16 protein-coding genes are annotated in these 20,136 nt (G+C 55.5%); 7 read left to right on the top strand and 9 right to left on the bottom strand.

What is annotated here, in order from left to right; genetic code table 11:
* Positions 1 to 21: 21 nt before the first annotated feature.
* Complete coding sequence (locus N1030_RS13850) at positions 22 to 1,320, bottom strand: MBL fold metallo-hydrolase (protein WP_265826066.1); 1,299 nt, start codon at positions 1,318 to 1,320, stop codon at positions 22 to 24.
* A 205-nt stretch (positions 1,321 to 1,525) separates the two neighbouring features.
* On the opposite strand from N1030_RS13850, the gene N1030_RS13845 reads away from it, so the two are divergent.
* The 5 genes from N1030_RS13845 (at position 1,526) to N1030_RS13825 (ending at position 6,418) form a co-directional block, all read left to right on the top strand.
* Complete coding sequence (locus tag N1030_RS13845) at positions 1,526 to 2,548, top strand: LacI family DNA-binding transcriptional regulator (RefSeq protein WP_265826065.1); 1,023 nt, start codon at positions 1,526 to 1,528, stop codon at positions 2,546 to 2,548.
* Between the two features lie 85 nt (positions 2,549 to 2,633).
* Entirely contained in the window at positions 2,634 to 3,629 is a 996-nt protein-coding gene (locus tag N1030_RS13840; protein ID WP_265826064.1) for a C4-dicarboxylate TRAP transporter substrate-binding protein, read from the top strand.
* Positions 3,630 to 3,685: 56 nt separating this feature from the next.
* Positions 3,686 to 4,171: a TRAP transporter small permease gene (locus N1030_RS13835; RefSeq protein WP_265826063.1), complete on the top strand. Its 486-nt coding sequence runs from the start codon at positions 3,686 to 3,688 to the stop codon at positions 4,169 to 4,171.
* Between the two features lie 13 nt (positions 4,172 to 4,184).
* A complete protein-coding gene (locus N1030_RS13830) occupies positions 4,185 to 5,465 on the top strand; it encodes a TRAP transporter large permease (protein ID WP_265826062.1) in 1,281 nt (426 codons plus the stop codon).
* An 11-nt stretch (positions 5,466 to 5,476) separates the two neighbouring features.
* Positions 5,477 to 6,418, top strand: a complete 942-nt coding sequence (locus N1030_RS13825; RefSeq protein WP_265826061.1) for a glycerophosphodiester phosphodiesterase — start codon at positions 5,477 to 5,479, stop codon at positions 6,416 to 6,418.
* 150 nt (positions 6,419 to 6,568) lie between these two features.
* Here the strand turns inward: N1030_RS13825 and N1030_RS13820 are convergent, their stop codons facing one another.
* The 4 genes from N1030_RS13820 to N1030_RS13805 all read right to left on the bottom strand — a co-directional run bounded on the left by N1030_RS13820 (position 6,569) and on the right by N1030_RS13805 (position 11,852).
* Positions 6,569 to 7,795 (bottom strand): right-handed parallel beta-helix repeat-containing protein, encoded by a 1,227-nt coding sequence (locus N1030_RS13820; protein WP_265826060.1) that lies wholly within the window; start codon positions 7,793 to 7,795, stop codon positions 6,569 to 6,571.
* 247 nt (positions 7,796 to 8,042) lie between these two features.
* Positions 8,043 to 8,351, bottom strand: coding sequence for an ErpA-related iron-sulfur cluster insertion protein (locus tag N1030_RS17675; RefSeq protein ID WP_338033306.1), 309 nt, complete (start codon positions 8,349 to 8,351; stop codon positions 8,043 to 8,045).
* Positions 8,352 to 8,379: 28 nt separating this feature from the next.
* Positions 8,380 to 9,273 carry a glycyl-radical enzyme activating protein gene (locus N1030_RS13810; protein WP_265826058.1) on the bottom strand — a complete coding sequence of 298 codons (894 nt, stop codon included), beginning with the start codon at positions 9,271 to 9,273 and terminating at the stop codon, positions 8,380 to 8,382.
* 116 nt (positions 9,274 to 9,389) lie between these two features.
* Complete coding sequence (locus N1030_RS13805; RefSeq protein ID WP_265826057.1) at positions 9,390 to 11,852, bottom strand: glycyl radical protein; 2,463 nt, start codon at positions 11,850 to 11,852, stop codon at positions 9,390 to 9,392.
* 306 nt (positions 11,853 to 12,158) lie between these two features.
* On the opposite strand from N1030_RS13805, the gene N1030_RS13800 reads away from it, so the two are divergent.
* The gene (locus N1030_RS13800) at positions 12,159 to 13,655 is read left to right on the top strand and encodes a sigma-54 interaction domain-containing protein (RefSeq protein ID WP_265826056.1); all 1,497 of its coding nucleotides are present in this window, start codon (positions 12,159 to 12,161) and stop codon (positions 13,653 to 13,655) included.
* 105 nt (positions 13,656 to 13,760) lie between these two features.
* On the opposite strand, the gene N1030_RS13795 is transcribed toward N1030_RS13800, so the two are convergent.
* On the bottom strand, positions 13,761 to 14,495 hold the full coding sequence (locus tag N1030_RS13795; protein ID WP_265826055.1) for a sulfite exporter TauE/SafE family protein: 735 nt from the start codon (positions 14,493 to 14,495) through the stop codon (positions 13,761 to 13,763).
* A complete protein-coding gene (locus N1030_RS13790) occupies positions 14,488 to 15,075 on the bottom strand; it encodes a DUF4125 family protein (protein ID WP_265826054.1) in 588 nt (195 codons plus the stop codon). The genes N1030_RS13795 and N1030_RS13790 overlap by 8 nt, the downstream gene beginning before the upstream one ends.
* 630 nt (positions 15,076 to 15,705) lie before the next feature.
* On the opposite strand from N1030_RS13790, the gene N1030_RS13785 reads away from it, so the two are divergent.
* Complete coding sequence (locus N1030_RS13785; protein ID WP_265826053.1) at positions 15,706 to 17,217, top strand: APC family permease; 1,512 nt, start codon at positions 15,706 to 15,708, stop codon at positions 17,215 to 17,217.
* Between the two features lie 276 nt (positions 17,218 to 17,493).
* Here N1030_RS13785 and N1030_RS13780 read toward each other — a convergent pair whose 3' ends face one another.
* Positions 17,494 to 18,870 carry a glycosyltransferase family protein gene (locus N1030_RS13780; protein ID WP_265826052.1) on the bottom strand — a complete coding sequence of 459 codons (1,377 nt, stop codon included), beginning with the start codon at positions 18,868 to 18,870 and terminating at the stop codon, positions 17,494 to 17,496.
* A 30-nt stretch (positions 18,871 to 18,900) separates the two neighbouring features.
* Positions 18,901 to 20,076, bottom strand: coding sequence for a glycosyltransferase (locus N1030_RS13775; protein ID WP_265826051.1), 1,176 nt, complete (start codon positions 20,074 to 20,076; stop codon positions 18,901 to 18,903).
* Positions 20,077 to 20,136: the final 60 nt, after the last annotated feature.

Genomic DNA, 20,136 nt, shown 5'->3' with positions numbered 1-20,136 from the left:
CGTAAGGGAGTAACGCCCCCCCTACGCTCCCCCATCCAGCACATACCGCCGCCCCTCTTCGGCAAGAGGGAAGGGGCTGTTGGCCAGATAAGGCGTGTGGTAGCCCAGAACCCTGCCGGAAATGGCGCGCTGTAGCGATTCCACCTGCTTCCAGTGGGTATGCACACTGTGGGGATTATCAAAATCAATCTCGTGGAACACCAGATCGCAGGCGGCAAACCATTCGGCAGTCAGCTCCTTCCGGTTCAGAATGCGGTTGATCGCCTCATCGTACTTGGTGTCGCCCGAATAGCCGAAGGTTCTGCCACCGGCTGATATCTTCAGGCCAAGGGTGCCGTAGGGCAGGATGTGATGATTCCAGCGGCTCTCGATCTTCACAGGCCCGAGCTGCAACGGTGTCGCGGGATGCAGCGGCAGCACGTTCACATGCTCCTTCAGGTCGGGAAAGAGCGGCGTATAAAAATCCAGCAGCAGGCGGAACATGCTGTCGGTCACCAGCAAATTCAGCTTTCGCCCGTACTTGCGGGCCCGCTGTACACAGACGGTAAAGCCCTGCACATGATCTTCGTGACTATGCGTGAACAGGAAGTGGGTGATGTCGTCCCAATGGATGTTGTGACGCGCAAGGGCATGTGCCGGATAACCGCAGGGATCAATCCAGATGACATGACGGCCGTACCGGACAACGGTGTTCGCCACCGTACCGTGAAACCCGTTGCCGCAGCCGACGGGAATGACCTCCAGACAATCACGCTCCGCCCCGTCGCGCGGAACGGTCGCCAGCAGAGCTTCTATTGCGTCGTCGGCATTGCCTGCCGGCGCAAGATCGGTCCGATCATACACAACCCGCCCGCCATCCGCGAGGACGATGTTGCCCGCGCCGCAACGGATTTCCAGATCACCATTGCGATAGAGCGGATCGGCCGCATTGGGATGAAACCAGTTGCCGAGCCATTTCTTGCGGACGATGGAAAGCCGCTTCTCATCGAAGAAATACGGAAAGATGCGCCCGAGATGGTGCTGAACCTGCTCCATGTTCTCCGGCAGGCCGACATACTCCTTCCGCAGCCCGCCCCTTACCTGCGCGTGCCAGAGAATGAACTCCTCGCCGGTGCGGTTGTCTCCGGCAAGGGATACCTCCCAGTCCGGAACGACGACCGTTTCCTCACGAAATCCATGCTCCTTCAGGAACTTCGCGATGTCCGGCATGCTGCCGATACGCACCGTTCCCTTAGACGTACGCACAAGGTCCACATGCAACCCGCCATGGTCGATGCGCTGCACCTGTCCTGTCAGCTGGCTCAAACGACTGCCGCTCATTCACACATCCTTTATCGAAATGTACACGCTTACATTACATGAGCTTTCAACTGAAGAAAAGCCTCTTCTCGCCCCAAACAGACACGCAAAGCCAATAAAAACAGGCAATAAAGCGCAGAAAGCAGCAACTGAAAAAACAAGCCTGTTGACACGCTTTACAGGCGGCTGATAGTAAAATGTAAGCGTTTACATGAAGGGGTTTGCTGTGAGTACCATTCTCGATGTCGCACGACTTGCCGGGGTATCAACCGCCACGGTGTCACGGGTTATCAACTTTCCGGACACAGTGCGCGAAGCGACCCGCGTAAAGGTTCTTCTTGCCATGGAGAAGTGCAATTACAAATACAACGCCCTTGCACGCGGCTTTGCCACCAAGCGTTCCAACACCATCGGCCTTATTATTCCGAACATCAACAACCCCGTATTCTCCGACTCCACTCTCGGAGTGCAGGAATATGCCGACCGGAACAAGATCAAGATCATTCTCGGCAACACCTCCTACAACTACTCGCAGGAAGAAAACCTGATCAAGGTCCTCAGGGAAAGTCAGGTGGACGGCCTCATCATCACCACCACCAATCCCAAGGGTGAAGTCCTGAAATCCCTTGTGGACGAAGGGTTTCCCTTTGTCCTTCTCTTCAGCACCATAAAGGGCGGCCCCATTTCCGCCGTGGGCGTAGACAACTTCCGCGGCGGCTATATTGCCACGGAACACCTTGTCTCCCTCGGTCACAGACGCATCGGCATTGTGGCGGGCAATTTCTCCACCACGGACAGAAGCTTTCATCGCTGGCACGGCTACAAGCGGTGCCTCAAAGACCACGGCATTCCGTACGACAAAGAGCTGCTTGTCCAGACGGAATACTCCCTTTCCGGCGGGCGGGATTCCATAAAGAGGCTGCTTGCCCTGCCCTCTCCACCCACTGCCGTGTTCTGTTCCAACGACTATATCGCCCTCGGCGCCATCAAGGGCGCGAGGGAGGCAGGCCTTGCCCTGCCTGAAGATCTTTCAATCGTCGGTTTTGACGACATGCCGACGGCTTCCTACATGGTACCGGCCCTGACAACCGTCCGCCAGCCTGCCTATCAGATGGGGCAGCGCGCCTGCGAACTGCTGCTGCAGCTCATGGAAAAGCCCACAAAGCCGGTACAGGACATGATGGACATCGATCTGGTCATCCGTGAATCAACAACCTCCGCACCTCACCTGCGAGGCAAGGGGGACTAGTGTGAAGGGGTGTGTGCAACAGGCTGCTGAAATTGGTGCGGCAACCAACTACCTCCAGGCAATTCATCACCAATAGGAGAAGAGTATGAGCTTCAAGAAGATTCTTTCTGTCCTTTGTGCAGGCATCATCCTGTCCATCGGCTCGCAGGCCATGGCTGACGACTACAAGCTGACCCTGAAGCTGAGCCACGTATTCAGCCCCGCAGAGCAGCTGACCAAATCCATGGATGCAGTGGCCGAGTCCATTCTCGAAAAGACCGACGGCGCCATCAGAATCCAGACCTTCCCGCAGGCACAGCTGCCCGCTTACAAGGAAGGCGTGGAGCAGGTGGTTCGCGGTGCGAATTTCATCTCCGTGGAAGATCCTTCCTTCATCGGCGACTACGTGCCCGACTTCAAGGCACTGTACGCCCCCATGCTCTATCGCAGCTTTGACGAGTACGTGAAGCTGACCCGGAGCAAGCTGGTGGCAGACATGCAGGCCAAGGCTGAAGCGCAGGGCATCAAGATTCTCGCCCTCGACTACATTTACGGTTTCAGAAACCTGATCACCCAGAAGGTCATCACCAAGCCTGAAGACCTCAAGGGCATGAAGATCAGAACCCCCGGCTCCAAGTCCTACATCGACACCCTGACCGCCATGGGCGCCGTTGCCACCCCCCTGCCCTGGGGCGAAACCCTTTCCGCCGTTCAGCAGGGCGTGGTTGACGGCCTTGAAGGTTCCGAGTTCACCAACATCGGCACCAAGGTATACGAAGGTCCCACCAAGAACGTGGCCAACACCCGCCACATTCTCGGCACCTGCGGCGTATACATCTCCACCAAGGTCTGGAACGAAATTCCTGCCAAGTATCAGGCAATCATTCAGGAAGAGTTCACCAAGGGCGCAAACCACATGGTTGAAACCCTGAAGTCCCAGCACGGCGGCGTTGTGAAGGAACTGGAATCCTACGGCGTGAAGTTCAACGAAGTTGACGGCGACGCCTTCCGCAAGGCTCTGGCTCCCCTGTATGCCGAACAGCCCGGCATGACCCCCGGCGTGTTCAAGGCCATCTTCTCTGAACTGGACGCAATGCGCTAAACCCGACTATCCGGCGCATGGGAGGCCTGCCTCCCATGCGCCTTTTCTGGTGAACAATGTCTATCACACCCAAAACGCTTTTCAAAAATTTCGACCTGATCATCAGCGGTTTCTTCCTCTGCATTACCGTTCTGGTCGTCATCGTGAACGTCTTGCTCCGCTACCTCTTTCAAGGCGGCCTTTTCTGGGCCGAGGAAGTGGCCACAACCGCCTTCATCTGGAGCGTCTTCGTCGGTGCGGCCGCGGCCTACCGCTACAAGATGCATATCGGCATCGACTTCGTGACGAAACTCGGACCCCGACCGTGGCGAGCCCTTCTTGCCGTGATCATCGATGGCCTGATGGTCGTCATCAACGGCTACATCGTCTACCTCAGCACCCTTTTCATTCAGGCAAACCAGCTGAAGCGCACGCCCGTTCTCGATGTTCCAGCGATCTATGTGAACACTGCGCTGACGGTCGGATTTGCCCTGATGACCATATACGCCCTGTCCTTCCTGCTCCGCGACATCCGCAAGCTGTTCGGCGCACAGGAAGGATAACGGGAGAAAAGCCATGATCACGTTCCCTCTGCTCATCGTAATGGTGCTCTATTTCACCAGCATCCCAATTTCTTTCGCCCTGCTGGCCGCGGGGCTGGCCTATTTCACCTTCGGTGATGTGGGTACGCCGCCGGACCTGATTCTGCAGAAGTTCATCACCGCCACCCAGTCCTTCCCGCTGCTGGCCATTCCCTTCTTCATCATGGCCGGTGAAATCATGAACTATTCCGGGATCACCTCAAGCCTCATGAAAATGGCCGAGGTGCTTACCGGCCATATGCGCGGCGGGCTGGCTCAGGTCAACGTCATGCTCTCCACGCTCATGGGGGGCATCTCCGGTTCGGCCAATGCCGATGCCGCCATGCAGTCCAAGATCCTTGTGCCGCAGATGACCAAGCGCGGCTACAGTGCCCCCTTTGCAACGGCCATTACCGCCGCTTCTTCCGCCATTGCGCCGGTCATTCCCCCCGGCATCAACCTCATCATCTACGCCCTCATCGCACAGGTCTCCGTGGCCAAGATGTTCATCGGCGGCTATACGCCGGGCCTGCTCATGTGTTTCGGCCTCATGCTGACCGTGCACATGATCGCCAAAAAGCGGGACTACAAACCCTCGCGCGAAAAGAGAGCCTCGGCCGATGAGATCATCAAGCAGCTGAGAGAGTCCATCTGGGGCCTGCTGCTGCCTCTCGGCATTATCGTGGGGATTCGCTTCGGTGTATTCACCCCCACGGAAGCAGGGGCCATGGCGGTTCTGTTCTGCATCATCATCGGAGCGTTCATCTACAAGAAGCTGAAATGGGAACATTTTCCCATCATCATGAAGAGTACGCTGCTTTCCACCAGCTCGGTCATGCTCATCATCATCGCGGCTTCCGTGTTCGGGCAGTACATGAGCTGGGAACGCATCCCGCACGAGCTGACCAAGGGCATTCTGGCCCTCTCCGATTCTCCGTGGCTTATCCTGCTCGTGATCAATGCGCTGCTGCTTGTCCTCGGCATGTTTCTGGAAGGCGGAGCCCTGCTGATCATCGTGGCGCCGCTTCTGGTGCCGCTGGTCAAGAGCATGAACATCGACCTGATCCACTTCGGCCTGGTCATGATCGTCAACATCATGATCGGCGGCATAACACCGCCGTTCGGCTCCATGATGTTCACCACCTGCGCCATCACCGGGGTGACCGTTGGGCAGTTTGTGCGCGAGGTGTGGCCCTTCATCGTGGCGCTGGTGCTGATCCTTCTGGTGGTGACCTATGTGCCCGGCCTGGTCATGTTCCTTCCCAACCTCATCTAACGGAGACTCCAATGCTGCTGATAGGCCATCGTGGCTGCAAGTACGCAGGATATAATCAGAACACCATACGCTCCTTTGAAAGGGTCACGGCTGAAGGCGTTCCGGCCATCGAGTTCGACGTACAGCTCTGTGCGGACGGAGAGCTTGTGGTGGTGCACAACCTCGCGCTGGAAGAGGTTTCCACAGGCAAGGGCGAAGTCTCCATGACCGATGCCGCAACGCTGAGAAGCCTCTTTGCCGGCGATCCCGCACAGGGTGAGGACCGTATCCCCTTCCTCGCCGACGTCTTCGACTTCTTCGCTGCGCAGCCGCAGGAAACGCGGCCCGTCATTCATATGGAACTGAAGGGAAACAACACCGGCAGACCGGCCGGTGAGCTTTTCAACGCCTATGTCGCTGACGGCAAACTTGTAACCGCCGACCTGCTGGTCAGCTCCTTCAACTGGCAGGAGCTTGCCGCGCTGCGCGAGGTATGCCCGGAGGCGAAGATAGCCCTGCTGGACGGTGCCATACGCCGCAACCGCCTTGTGGAGAAGACGGGGACAGAGGCGGAACCGTATTTCGCCAAGGTGTTCGCGTACGGCAATGAAGACTACATGCTCCCGCGTTTTCCCTCGCTTGCCGACAACATTGCGCTCATCGAGACAACATGCAGCGATGCACGCATCCGTTCCCTTCTCATCGAAGAGGTAGAGGCCTGCCTTGGCGGAGCCTACTATGCGGATGAACTGCTTGATGCGGCCCGGACCATGAACGCCGTCTCTCTGAATCTCTGGTACCGCACCATCTCGAAGGCATTCGTGGACAAAGCCCATGCACGAGGACTGGTCGTGCTCGTCTACACCGTGAATGATCCTGCCGAACTGCGCGTCATGGCCGACATGGGCGTGGACGGCGTCTTCACCGACTATTATGCCGAGGCCGAACGGCTGCTGGCAGATCTCGGACGATAAACAAAGAGCCCCTATGCGGGGCTGCGGCAATTATGAAACCAGCCGGATGGGGAATTGAATCCCCATTCGGCTGGCTTTTTCATATGTTCAACAGAGGGATGACACCTTTCGGGCATCCGCTGCGGCAGAAGATCCTACACCTGCTGCGACTTACTCGACAGCCGAGGCAAATGCCCCGTACGAGCCGCCTTCGACCCGCCTGTTACCCGCAAAGTCATGAACAACCGACGGAAGCAAGGGGGCCCCTGAAGCGCCGTCGCTGCCGCTCTCAAGCTGAAGCCCCTGCGGAGACCTGGGCAGGAGGCCGACATCCGCAAAGTCGAACCCGGCTTTGAACACCCCATGCTGCTCCAGACCGTTCCCGGAGAAAAACGCGACATCAGAGGCCGCACGGGAATAGGCATTGTAGTCGAACACCGGCTTTCGGGCGACAAACCCCTTGTTCTTGAGGTCGACGGGGTAGGTATTGAGGGCAACAACATTGTTGCGCACCACCCAGTCCTGCATACTGCCGACAACAACAAACATCTGCCCCTTTCTGTCCCCATCGTTGTACAGGGTATTATGCTCAACAACAGCCCTGCCGGCCCCGAACGTGAAATGGTGACCAAGATTGTTGTAAAAAACATTATTACGCACAACCACATTGGTAGCGCCGTTTATCATTGTTACACAGGCACCCCAGTCTCTGCTGTTGCCATAGAAGAAGCATTTTTCGATAACAACATCGCGGACATATTTCCCGTTCATATGTATGCCGTTGATCGCCGTATCCGAAAAACTGCATCCTGAAAAAACAAAATTTTTACAGTTCTTTGTCAGGTACACACCATGCTCAATCGCAGAGCCCGTAATTGCGCAGTTCACTATGCGCACATTGCCAGCTCCGTCACCGAACAACATCCCGTAATTGCTGTAATCATGGATATACAGATTCTCGAACACAAAATTGATGACTTGCCCGCTGATTCCGGAACCGCCCATTTTTTCAAATTCGATATCCCGTACGATTCCCCACTTTCCTTTCATGTTCACGGTACAATAGACATCCGGCTCAAACTGTTTTTTGTTCGTGCGTTTATCGAAGACGCCTTGGATTTTTGCACCTGGCCTGCCCTGCAGCACAACAGGGGCTTCCTGCGTCCCCTGAAAATTCAAGCGTATTGTTCTGGCGACAGTATGCGTTCCCGGCAACAGGGTTAACGTGTCTCCGGCAGAGAGCTTCGAAAATGCCTTTTCAATGTCCCTGAGCGGACTCGTTATCGAGCCATCGTTGCCATCGTCTCCATCCGGTGCAACAAAGTATTCCTTCGCAAAACAGCTCCCGGACAAAGAGAGAACCAGCAAGAAAACAAGCATACATCGCACAATCTTCATGGCATTCACCTGATCCGAAATTATTCTGAAGACACAGCGCAGCACAGTGCATTGCCCCTCCGTCACGACAGACCTCCGCCCAGACCGGCAGCCTCGTGCCTGCCTGTAAACTGTTCCATACATGCACTGTTCGGAACATGATAACCAGGGTGCATACGGGCAATGCCAACACAGCGTTCCGGAAACGGATGACGAAAAAAAAGCCCCTTGCCGTGTCCGGCAAGGGGCTCATGCATACGTATATGTATTACAGCTGTAACGGCTCAGCCTCCAAGGGGGTCAGCACGACCTCCTTGCTTTCGCTGTACGTCAGCGAATATTTCTTGCCGTACTTGGAAACAAAATCCTTTTCCGCGATGAAGGGAACGTCGTTCACGTCAATCCGCAAATCTTCATCCTCATCCGCTTCGTCTATGCCCAGACCGAGCACGATCTTGGCGTGTCAGCCACCGCCAACCTGATACTCGCGCAGTCGAACACAGCTTTCCTCATCCTCGTCTTCCAGCATGTTCCGGAGCTTATCAAGCATCTCCTCCGGGACGGTCAGCTCAAACATATGTAAGTCCTCTTTATTCTACTATTTATTATATCATGACGGGCTTGAGCCCGTGCTTGGCAAATCGCTCCAGAACGGCATGCAGCTGTTCCGGCGCATACTGGGAAACCTCGGGAAGAGACTTGCCCAGTGCGACATACTTGCTTTTACCAAAGGCGTGGCACGGCATGATCTCGATCTCGCTCCGGTTGAATTCACCAAGAAAATCCGCCATGGCGGCAAGATTGTCGTCGGAGTCGTTCATGTCCGGCATCAGCGGCATGCGGATGCGGACTTCTGTGCCGGAGCTCAAGGCCGCACGAAGATTCCGCAGAATGACTGCGTTATCCACGCCCGTCAGCGCCTTGTGCTGCCCCGAATGCATGTGTTTGCAGTCGAACAGGAAAAGGTTCGTCAGCCCGATGGTTTTATCGAAGCGTTCCTCCGGACAATAGCCGCAGGTGTCCACCGTGACATGATAGCCTTCATCCCGCGCCGCCTGCGCCAGATTCAGGAAGAATTGCCCGCCGGAGGTGGGTTCTCCGCCGCCGAAGGTCACACCGCCGCCGGAGTTGTCATAAAACAGAGCGTCCTTCCGTACGACGGCCATGACCTCTTCAACGGTCATCAGCTTACCGGACATCTCGCGGGCCTTGTTCGGGCAGGCCTGTGCGCATTGACCGCAGTCGATGCACTTGCCGACATCCCGGCCGGACTTGCCGCCAAACATGGTCACAGCCCCGTTGGAGCAAGCCTGTGCACAAGCGCCACAGCCTGTGCACAGGTTCTCAAAGAACAACATCTGCGGCGTGGTCTTCTGCGATTCAGGGTTACTGCACCAGAGACAGCTCAACGGACAGCCCTTCAAAAACACCGTGGTACGCAGTCCCGGGCCGTCGTGAACGGACATACGCTGGATATTGTAAATCATTCCCTGATTCATAAACACTTCCGCATTTGGTCTTGTGGAGTCATTTCCGTGGGCGACGGGGTTTTCCGCTCACGGAGAAAAGGGGCGAAGAAGGGGGCGGGGCGGGCCCCCTCCTTCGCAGTGGAACGCTACATCCTTCCGGAATCGTATTCGGTGCGCTTGATGATTTCGTTCTGCACACCTTTGTCCAGACGGGTGAAGTAGGCACTGAAGCCGGCCACGCGGACGATCAGATCAGAGTACTGACACGGTTTCGCCTGCGCTTCCTTCAGCGTCTCGGAACTGACGCAGTTGAACTGGATGTGGGAACCACCGAAGTCGCAATAGGTCTTGATCAGAGAGATCAAGGTACGTGCGCCCTGCGGACCTTCCAGCACGGAGGGGGAGAACTTCACGTTGAAGTGGTTCGCTCCGTAACGGACGGTGTCGATGGCTTCCGCACCGGATTTGATGAGGGCGGTAACGCCTTCATGGTCGGTACCGGGCATTGCGGATACGCTGCCGTCGGTCAGGGCCACACCGGCCTTGCGACCGTTGGGCAGGGCACCCATCAGTGCGCCGAAGTAGTTGTGGTAGGACAGGGAGTAGGCGTCCAGCGGAGTACGATAGCCGAAACAGTCGGGGCCCTGAGCGTGGTGGATAGCGTCCACGTCGCGGTAGAACCGCTGCACCAGAGCCTGATCTTCGGGGTTGTCGTTACCGTGCTTGGGCGCCTCGAAGCACATCTTGCGAATGTCTTCGTAGCCTTCGAAGTTGGCCTTGATGGCTTCAAGCAGCTGCTCCATGGTGATCTTCTTGGTGTCGAAGACCAGATGCCTGATGGCAAGCAGGGAGTTTGCCGCGTCGATGCCAGCAGTCATGATGGGGTTCACCTGCGGGTAGCGGGTGCCGCCGGCCTCTTCGCACATCCCCTTCTCGATGCAGCCGTCATACATGGCGGAGCGGAAGACGCTGGGCACCACATGCACGCGGGCCATCTGGCTCAGGTCGGAGTGCTTGCGGGAGATGTTGAAGAGGTGGTCGAGCTGCTTCTTCACGGCTTCGTACGCGTCCTCGAAGGTTGCGAACTGCAGCGGATCGCCGCTTTCGGCACCGACCTTCTTCTTGGTCACGGGGCACTTGCCGTTGTGGAGCATCAGTTCCACGACCTTGGCGAGACAGGGCTGATCTTCCTGCGTGATGAAGCTGCCCTTGCCGCAAACACCGGTGGACACGCAGCCATAGTTGCCGCAGTTACGCGCGTCTTCCAGCGTGATGCCGTCCTTGTACTGGGCAAAGCGGGCCAGAGTACGCTGGATGACAGCATTGTTGTTGAGGATCTGGGGCTGGCCGGAACCGCCGCGGATGCACTCAACCACCTTCTGCATGTAGGAGTCCTTCAGCTTCGGATGATAGAGCAGGGTCAGCGTGGGCTGAATGTTCTTCATCTGGATCTGGGTCTCGAGCAGCAGCTCTTCCAGCTCGGTGCTGGCATCGTTGCCGTCGGCGTCAACGCCGCCGAGGGTGATGCTCTGGCCGGTGTGGCCGGAGAGGGTCAGCGCGTAGGAGTTGCCCTGGTATTCGCCCAGTTCGAGGTGCTTGATCCACTGGAACTTGAGCAGCGTGAGCACCTGTTCGTGGGTGAGGTTGCCTTCCTCGATGTCCTTCTTGAAGAAGGGGTACATGTACTGGCCGTAGCGTCCGGGAGAGCAGGCGCAGGCCATCTGTTCCACTTCAATGGCGAGGTGGATGAACCAGAAGGACTGAACGGCTTCGCGGAAGTTGCGGGCCGGATGTTCGGGAACGCGGCGGCAGATTTCGGCGATTTCCAGCAGCTCGGCCTTGGTCTTGGGATCGGCTTCCTCAAGGGCGGCCTTTTCAGCCAGTTCGGCATAGCGGTGGGAGTGGGCGATAACCGCATCAAAGGTAACCAGCATGGCACGATACAGATCGTGCTTTTCCTTGTTTTCCAAGGTGGTGGGGCACTCTTCGAAGCGCTTTCTCACGTCATTGATAAGGTGACGCAGGCCCTTGGTCAGTACCAGACCGTAGTCGGCAATACCGGAGCCGCTGGCAACGGACACGTTCTCATAGTACATGCCCGCCTTTGCGTACTGCTTGGGATTCTCGCCGTACTTTTCCTTGTACAGCGCGTTGTTCAGGTCGATGCAGGTACGACCCTTCCAAAGCTTGTAGGTCTTTTCCAGAAGTTCCTGCGTCTCGGTGGGAATCTTCATCTCACCGAGGGAGGCCATCTTGGCCATCTGCATTTCTTCCTTGATCCAGGACACGTTCCATTCGGGGTAGGCGTAAACGCCTGCGCGCACACCGGTCAGGGTGCCGACGATGGGGTTGCCGTCAAGGAAGATCTTCTTCTTGGTCAGTACGCGCTCAAACAGCTTGGCGCGGATATAGAAAACGGATTCGCCACGGAATTCATCGTATACTTCATTCAGGAACTGCAGGCGTTCGGGATCCATCACCTGCGGGGCGGACATCAGATAGTCCTTGAGCTCCTTAACCCGCGATTCCGCGGTATCCCAGTTGATGCCGTAGCCCTTGGGGGCATCGGCCCGGGGTTCGGTTTCCTGTACTGTGGAAAGAGTGGACATGAATATCTCCTGATCTTGCGAGAATATGTTGCTGAATTAAGGATTAAGAGGAGTTTTCGTTCGCTTGTTCTTTTGGGCACTAGCAGGGGGTGTGCCAGTTTGCACATACTCCGCCAAAACAGCAGCAACAGCGCTAATTAACAGGACTTTCAGACACGACAGCTGAACAGACGCAGGCGAAAAAAATAGTCGTTTTGGAAAGAAATTTTTCATTTGCGAAAAATTTCTTTTCGCTCTACATCCCCCTGCAACGGCAGAGTAGGTGCTTACCCCGTGAATGACGCCATACGACCGAGGTTGTGAAATTTGTATTTTACCAAGAACAGATTCTTCGACATCAACCGCAAAAGCGTGCTGACTCCGGCCATGACCGCCATATGGGACGACATGGGGCTTGGCGTCGCCGTGGTGGATGCCGACGGCATGTGCGAATACATGAACCCCATCCAGCGGCGGGTGGACGGCTTCAGCCGCATCAATGTGCAGGGACGGCACATCACCGAGCTGTACGTGCCGCATGAACTGGAATGCATTCCGACCATCGAATGCCTCCGGAAGGGCGAGCCGATCCTCAAGAAGTCCTACTTCTACAAGACGACGAACAACTACCTCGCCGGCACGGTGACGGACTTCTTCCCGCTCTACGACAATGGCCGGAAAGACGGCGTGATCGCCTTCACCATCTGGACCGGCTCTGCCCCGCTGGTGGAACGCAAACGTCGTACGGGAGCCCCCGCTCCGCTCAGACAACCCGCCGCGCACTATACCTTCGACAGCATTGCCGGAGACGACGTTGCGCTGCTTGACGTACTTGCCGAAGCACGCGCTGCGGCACAGTCGCCTTCGCACGTGATGATCTGGGGAGAAAGCGGCACAGGTAAGGAAGTCTTCGCGCAGGCCATTCACTCTGCCAGCGAACGGCGCAACAACCCTCTGATTGCCGAGAACTGCGCCGCCATTCCCGAAAACCTGCTGGAAGCCATCCTCTTCGGCACGGAAAAGGGCGCATACACGGACGCAACCGACAAACCCGGCCTGTTCGAAGAAGCAAACGGCGGCACGCTGATTCTGGACGAGCTGAACTCCATGCCTCTGGGACTTCAAGCCAAGCTGCTGCGCGTGCTGCAGGAAAAACGGGTGCGCCGCCTCGGCTCCCGCACGGAGATTCCTGTGGATGTCCGGGTCATCAGCATCCTGAACGAAGCGCCGCTCAATGCCGTGGGACATGGCATTCTCAGAAGCGACCTCTTCTACCGCCTTGCCGTGGTCGGTCTTGCCGTGCCGCCCCTGCGTGAACGCACAAAAGATATTCCCGTGCTGGCGCGCCTGTTCATCGAACGCTCCGATCAAAATCCGCAGGCCGCCGCCATCGGCGTGACGCCGGAAGTGCGTCAGATGTTCCTGGACTACGACTGGCCGGGGAACGTTCGCGAGTTGCTCCACGTCATAGAGGGCAGCCTTGCCCTGCTCGGCGGCCGTACGGTTATCGACAGGGATTGCCTGCCGCGCCACTTCCGCGAGGCCTGCGCTGTTGGCGCTCCGAAGCGGGAGCCGGTTTCGGCGGCGGCACCGCAGGAAGCAGGCGATACGCCACGCTCCGCACGAGGCTTTTTTGACTACCGCGAGGTCAGGAGAAACAGCGTGGTGCCGCTGAAGAGCTGCTTGCAGGAATACGAGACCGAATGCATCCGCAACGTACTGCGGGTCACGGGCGGCAATGTGGCCAAGGCCGCGCGCATCATGCAGATTACCGGAGCCGGACTGCGGTACAAGATGAAGCAGCTCGGCATCGAGGACGAATAGCCACTACAGGATACACAAAAAACCGACCGGAGCACGAAGGGTGCAAGCCGGTCGGTTTTTACTGTCCGGATGCCGCTGTCGGCACCTTAGGGCGCTGGCGACTGACTACAGCATGGAACGCACCAGACAGACGACTCCGGCGGCCACGATGACGCCGAGCAGTACACGCCGGAATGCGTTCTGGTTGATATGCTTGGTGACGGGAAACGCACACAGCGTCCCGAGCATGGTAGCCGGTATGCCGTACTGCGCATATTCAAGCACCGCCGGTGTGTACATGTCGGCACCGGCCTGCAGGACGCAGGTCATCGTCCCCCGGATGACGAAGAAAACACCCAGCGTGCCCAGAAAGACTCTGGGGTTCCAGCCCGCGTAGAGGCCGTATGCACCGACAGGCGGACCGTCGAAGGATATTGCCGTTCCCAGCAGGCCCGCGCCGAATCCCGCCGCACCGCCGCGCATCCACGATTCGCCCTGCACCTGCCTGACGCGGACGGAGTGCTGCCAATAGACATAGTACAGGAGCAGCGCCCCCACGGCCCCCTGCAGCACGGCCCCGGAGACGAGTTGCAGGACATACAGACCGGCAAACGCGCCGGGCAGGGAACCTGCCAGCATGGGCCACATTGCAGACACCCTGCAGTGGCGGAAATGCATAAGGGCAATGCAGCAGTCCATGACAACGTTCAGAATGCAGCTGAGGGGAACCAGTTCATGCATGGGAATGAACATGGCGGCGACAGGAACCGCAACCATGGCTCCGCCTATGCCGCTGACGCCGGAAACAAAGCCGCCCACAAGCCACATGCAGAAGACAAGGAGGTTTACGAAATCAGGCATCGGCTGCCCCTGTTGCCCCGTGCTGCCGACCGGCCTGCAACACGGCTTCACATTTGGCCAGCGATTCATACCCCAATTTCCGCATCAGCAGTTCATAACGCTCGCGCACGAGGTTCCGGTGCTCGCGGTGCGCTTCCTCCACGCACTCGGCGTAGGCGGCAAGAGTCCTCGCAGAATAGGTCTGCAACTCGCTGCCGAGGTAGCGACAGAAGCTTTCATGGCCATCCGGCTGCACGCTTCTCGGAAACTGCGTCGCAACCTCCTTGCGCCATTCGCTTTCCGCACGCACGATTTCCCTGATGGACGGAGCGTCGGAGAGAGGCGGAATGAGCCCTTCCATCAGGGCGTACTTTTCCGTCATGAGGTTGCGGCCATTGTTCCCGGCTTGTTCCAAGTCGCACAAGTAAGAGGCGAGAAAGGCCTCGGACAGCACCCCATGGGTGATTTCCCGCATGATGCGGAACGATTCCGGGCGCTCCTGACACAGGGATACGCCGTCGCGGTTTCTGACGGCCAGAAACATGCCCAGTTCACGGTCGATGATGGTCGAAATGAGTGCCTCGCGGCTTGATTGCGTCATATAGCCCTCCGGTACTGATCGCAGGTCATGCGGTGCTGCATCCTCTCCCCGCCCGTGCGGGCCTTGATGCGCACGAAAACAATAAGCCTGCGCCTGTGCAAGGCCGGTGCCGCTTTCAGCGCATTGTCCATAAGGCGAGGGGGATTGTCTCGGCACCCAAGGACGCAGGAATGCAATCAGACCTTGAGCTGATATTCACGTGCGGTTGTGGCCGGGAAGAGGCGGAGAAAGAAACTTTTGGAAATGAAAAAATTTTTCTTAAAAAGAAAAAATTCTTTGCGATTCAGACAGGAGACCAAGTCTGCAGATAGATTATATCCATCATTATTAATGAGTTCTATAGCTGGTGAAGAATTTCACGTATTGGCACCCTAATTGCTCTCCGAGCTCCCAATTACTCGTTCGTTGCTGAAACAACAGGATTAAGGGTGCAGAGGTTTTGTTCGCCCTCTGCCGTCATAGGGGAACCGGAATCAGCAAGGCGTTCACGTAGTCACACGTATATCGTGCTGACACTGTTCAGCAGGTTTCATGGATGCATTTTCTGAGGAGTATCTGCATCGAAAAGCTGCCGCTGAATATACGGGGAATGCCAGCTGCGAACTCATTACCGTGAAGAGACAATCTGATATGTCACAAGAACAATTGGAACTGAACAAATCGTTTTCGCCCGCCCAGATATGGGCGCTGGCCCTTGGCGCCATCGTAGGTTGGGGCTGTTTTGTTTTACCCGGCGACATGTTTCTGCCCCAGGCCGGCATTCTCGGCACCCTGATCGGCTTTGCAGTCGGGGCATTCCTTATTTGCTTTGTAGCTGTCTGCTACAGCTACATGATCAAATACGCCCCCGTTGCCGGCGGTGCATTCGCCTATGCCTACGTCGGCTTCGGCCCTACTGCGGCCTTCGTATGCGGCTGGGCGCTCGTGCTCGGATACGTCGCCATCATCGGCATTGACGTAGCCGCCCTCGCTCTGATCTTCCGCTTCCTTTTCCCCGGCGTATTCGAATTCGGGGCGCTGTACACCATTGCCGGTTGGGACGTATACATGGGCGAAGTCCTGCTGATGACCGCAGGCACCCTCATCTTCGGCTGGCTCAACTACAGAGGCACCAGCTTTGCCGGACAATTCCAGGTTGTCCTCACCTTCATGCTCACCATCGGCATTCTGGCCCTGTTTACGGGAGCCGTATCGCTTGAAACCGCGCATATGGGCAACCTGCTGCCCCTGTTCGCTGAGCACCGCTCCGCCCTTTCCTGCGTACTGATCATCTTCGCCATCTCCCCCTTCCTTTTCGTCGGGTTCGATACCGTGCCACAGGCAGCCGAAGAGTTCACCTTCGACCCTGCCCGCGCACGCAACATCATGATCGTCGCCATCCTGTGCGGTGTGGCGCTCTACTCCCTCGTGACGCTGGCAGTGGCCATCGCGATTCCCTATCCTGAAATGCTGGCCAAGATGGACGCTCTGCGCGCTTCCGGCGGCACCGCATGGGCCACCGGCGAAGTCGCCTCCATGGCCTTCGGCAAGATGGGCGCTGTCGTGCTGGCCTGCGCAGTTCTGGGCGCGGTGTGTACCGGTATCAACGGCTTCTATATCGCCACCTCCCGACTGCTGCTCAGCATGGCCCGTGGCCGCATTCTGCCCTCCTGGTTCGGCGCCATCCATCCCACCTACCGCTCGCCCTACAAGGCCATCCTGTTCACCATCGCCATCGTGCTGCTGACTCCCTTTGCTGGCCGCTCCGTTGTCGTGTGGATCGTGGACATGAGCTCCGTGGGTACCGGTATCGGCTACCTCTTCACCTGTCTTGCCGCACGCCGCGTTCTGCTGGGCAGTAACGCCGTGAGCGGACTGAACACCCGTCTCTTCTGCTGCGCCATGGGCACGCTGGCTTCCGTGCTGTCCATCGTGCTGCTGCTCGTTCCCGGCTCCCCCGCATACATCAGCGAAGCATCCCGCTGGTGCATGTTCACCTGGGTTGTCATGGGCGTTTTCTTCTACTACTCCAACCGTTCCGAGTGGGCGAAGCTGCCTGAAACCACGCTGCGCGAAAGCATTCTTGGCAGCCGCGACATTCCGGTATTCTTCAAGGATCAGGATCCGCAGGGTGTGGCACAGCCCCAGACTGCTACCAAATAACACGCAAACCCTCACGACAGGGCTTACCGGTCCTGATGAGTAATGATAGCCCCCGTCCATATGGTATGGACGGGGGCTTTTATTGTGCGTTTGGCGGAAGGGGGGAGTAACTACCCCCGACTCCACAAAAATTTTCCTAACGAAAGGGCCCAGTTATCCATCAAGACAATCGGGCCCCTTCTTTTGCGGTGAACTGGGTGTGAACATTTACCATATCAACTGGTTAGAAAACACCCTGTTGCATACGGGAGATGCGGATTCCACCTTGCACGCCAACTATCTTCGAAGAAGCAAAGATAGCTCGTGCCAAATATTCGCATTGCTTTGCCCGCTCTCACCCCAATAATTTTTCCCAGAATACGCTTTCTTGCTCAATTCATTTAACAATTCCGGACGATCAATTTTATCAAGACACTCAGCAAGCTCAGCACCTGTCTGGGCCAACAACACGCCATCATCAATATGCGGCGTACCGCATATTGAGTAGCAAACAACTATTTTGCCTAACGCGCGTGCAAGCTTAACCACTGTACCACTATCAACAAGTAAAGCATCACAAACTGGCAGCCATTGATCACTTTCCATATATACAACAGCAAAACCAGCGCGAACAAATCGCGATTTGACTTGTTCTGAAAGCCGAGGATGAAGAGATATTAAGACATTATAATTTCGTAACTTTTTTAGGGAGGACAGCCAGCAATCAAGTAGCTCCTCATATGTTTTGAACTCATCAGAGTTGGCAACGCTGATATAATCCTTGGGAGGAGAGGCAACAAGTAGCTTAAGCTCTTCCAAGAATCCAAATCGTGCAAAATATCGCTCTCTTCTTACGGCTAGCGGTATGTCCGATTCGGCAATCATATCGTATTGCGGATCACCCGTGACCACCACCGGTGTTTTCTCAAAATAAGCTTTGAAATGCTCAAACGCATACTGGCTTTCCAAAAAAAACGCTGAAACCAAAGAAGACGAGCAATGCCTCCATTGAGTCGCCTGTGAAAGCCCTGTAATCAGATGAGCAAAATAGAGGGGAAGCCTTCTTCTTTCAGAAAAATATTTTTTCCCAACAAAATTAGGCAAATAATGACTAGCTAGAGGCACTAGAGAGGAGGGGGTATTATCTTTTTCTGTTACCAGCCGCAAACGCTCGTATGTAGTTGCCGCTTGCAAAAAAGCAACCACAGGAGCCTTGTATCGCTCCCCCAACACCGCCCATACAGGACTGTAGGCGGAATGCCATTTAGCAATCACAATGACATCAAATTGCTTCTTTCGATACAGTGTATCAGCTTGCTTTTTAACATTCTCAATTTTCTGAGCCCACCGCATGACCGTCTTTACTATATTCTGATCAGCAGAAGAAGCTTTCCACAACCTGTAAAACAGCCTAAAATAATTGAAATTTTTGACAATGGAAGAAAAATCTGCAAGCAACTTTCCTATTTTTCCCTTCTCAGGACCGCACCACCCTGTTGCATCTACAAAGTCGACACCGTCAACGATGGTAAATGAGTAATTAGAATCCTTTGGCAACTCTTCAGCAACAACTGTGACATCGCATTTAGCCTTATTTACCAAAAAACCTGCTAAATACATCGCTTTGTGCAGATGAGTATACTCTCCGACAACAATTACAACCCTACTTTTCATTGATTTACACACACTAGAAAAATGTAAAAACTATACAGGAAAGTGATTGCAGAATCGCCAAAAAATTTCATCGATAAACTTTCGCGAATTATTTTCACTGAAGTACTCTTCGCAGTATTTCTGAATTTTCTCGCGCACAGCATCATCACGAAAAGACACGATACCATCAAGAGCTGCAGCAAACTCATGCTGCGAAAAATCTCGCGGGATCATTATCCCAGTATTCTCATTAACAATATCAGCAACCCCACCCACCTTGGTTGCAACAGAAGGCACCCCCAAAGCCTGCGCTTCCATTATGGATTTAGGTAACCCCTCAAGCTCACTGATCAATATATGAGAATCTACAGCATGGGTTTTATAGTACTGCTTAATTTCATCAAGATTAAAACGTCCTGGCATTTCCCATCGAACGTTAGGGATACCGTCGAGCAATTCATGAGCCAAAAGCAGCAGTTCCTCATACAACTCGCCATCCCCAATATGCGTCCAGTAAACAACAAGGTTGGGACGAGCTTCGGCGTACGCTGCCACACTGCGGACGAGAAGAGGAAGGCGCTTTATGGGGGTGCAAAACGAACAAGAAACAAGTCGCAACTCGCCCTGCCTCCCGGGTCCCGATCGCTGCGCAGAGACGGCAACCCCCCGAAAATAAGTGCGAACACAGCAGGAAGGTATGCCATACTCTTTAATAAGATATTGTGTTCCGACTTCAGTGACGGGGCAAATCATGTCCGGCATATTTGCAAACTGCAAACGTAAAGGAGGATAACAATTCTGATATCTCTCCCGATAGATATCATACCCTATAGCACGAGTAACAACACGCAGTTCCGGGAAAAATCGCTTCAAATAACAAGCAGCGTACGTAAGGGCATCAAATCTGTCGGTATAAATAACCGGAACTTGCCCGTTTTCTCTAACTTCCTTTTCCAGCATTCTTTTAAGAATTGGCACATAATGCCTTACTCTGGAACTACGGTTAATCAAATGATTTAAGGTTTTTAAAGCCTTAAACCTGTCTTTGGCGACAAACTCTTTCCACGTCCACTTGCTTACCAGCCCTTTTAGCGCTCGAAACACGATATGTGACTCAGGATGCTCGTTAAGAGTCATATTACAGGCCACCCCTTGCGGAAGTGGATACAGAGACTGGTCACCAGCTTCGTACGGCAAAAGGACAAGCTCAAGCCCTGCCTCGCGCATAGCGCGAATCTCCGGGATAAGAGAAGGCGCAAGACGATGATCGTACGGAAATTTATACGT

Source organism: Desulfovibrio mangrovi, from assembly GCF_026230175.1.
GTDB lineage: Bacteria > Desulfobacterota > Desulfovibrionia > Desulfovibrionales > Desulfovibrionaceae > Halodesulfovibrio > Halodesulfovibrio mangrovi.
The sequence above is the reverse complement of the archived record's forward strand: the minus strand, read 5'-3'. Positions and strand labels throughout refer to the sequence as shown.

Excerpts from the sequence above, each read along its gene's own strand:
- N1030_RS13850 (WP_265826066.1), bottom strand. The coding sequence starts at position 1,320 with ATGAGCGGCAGTCGTTTGAGCCAGCTGACAGGACAGGTGCAGCGCATC.
- N1030_RS13840 (WP_265826064.1), top strand. The coding sequence starts at position 2,634 with ATGAGCTTCAAGAAGATTCTTTCTGTCCTTTGTGCAGGCATCATCCTG.
- N1030_RS13835 (WP_265826063.1), top strand. The coding sequence starts at position 3,686 with ATGTCTATCACACCCAAAACGCTTTTCAAAAATTTCGACCTGATCATC.
- N1030_RS13830 (WP_265826062.1), top strand. The coding sequence starts at position 4,185 with ATGATCACGTTCCCTCTGCTCATCGTAATGGTGCTCTATTTCACCAGC.
- N1030_RS13825 (WP_265826061.1), top strand. The coding sequence starts at position 5,477 with ATGCTGCTGATAGGCCATCGTGGCTGCAAGTACGCAGGATATAATCAG.
- N1030_RS13820 (WP_265826060.1), bottom strand. The coding sequence starts at position 7,795 with ATGAAGATTGTGCGATGTATGCTTGTTTTCTTGCTGGTTCTCTCTTTG.
- N1030_RS13810 (WP_265826058.1), bottom strand. The coding sequence starts at position 9,273 with ATGAATCAGGGAATGATTTACAATATCCAGCGTATGTCCGTTCACGAC.
- N1030_RS13805 (WP_265826057.1), bottom strand. The coding sequence starts at position 11,852 with ATGTCCACTCTTTCCACAGTACAGGAAACCGAACCCCGGGCCGATGCC.
- N1030_RS13795 (WP_265826055.1), bottom strand. The coding sequence starts at position 14,495 with ATGCCTGATTTCGTAAACCTCCTTGTCTTCTGCATGTGGCTTGTGGGC.
- N1030_RS13790 (WP_265826054.1), bottom strand. The coding sequence starts at position 15,075 with ATGACGCAATCAAGCCGCGAGGCACTCATTTCGACCATCATCGACCGT.
- N1030_RS13785 (WP_265826053.1), top strand. The coding sequence starts at position 15,706 with ATGTCACAAGAACAATTGGAACTGAACAAATCGTTTTCGCCCGCCCAG.
- N1030_RS13780 (WP_265826052.1), bottom strand. The coding sequence starts at position 18,870 with ATGAAAAGTAGGGTTGTAATTGTTGTCGGAGAGTATACTCATCTGCAC.
- N1030_RS13775 (WP_265826051.1), bottom strand. The coding sequence starts at position 20,076 with ATGCGCGAGGCAGGGCTTGAGCTTGTCCTTTTGCCGTACGAAGCTGGT.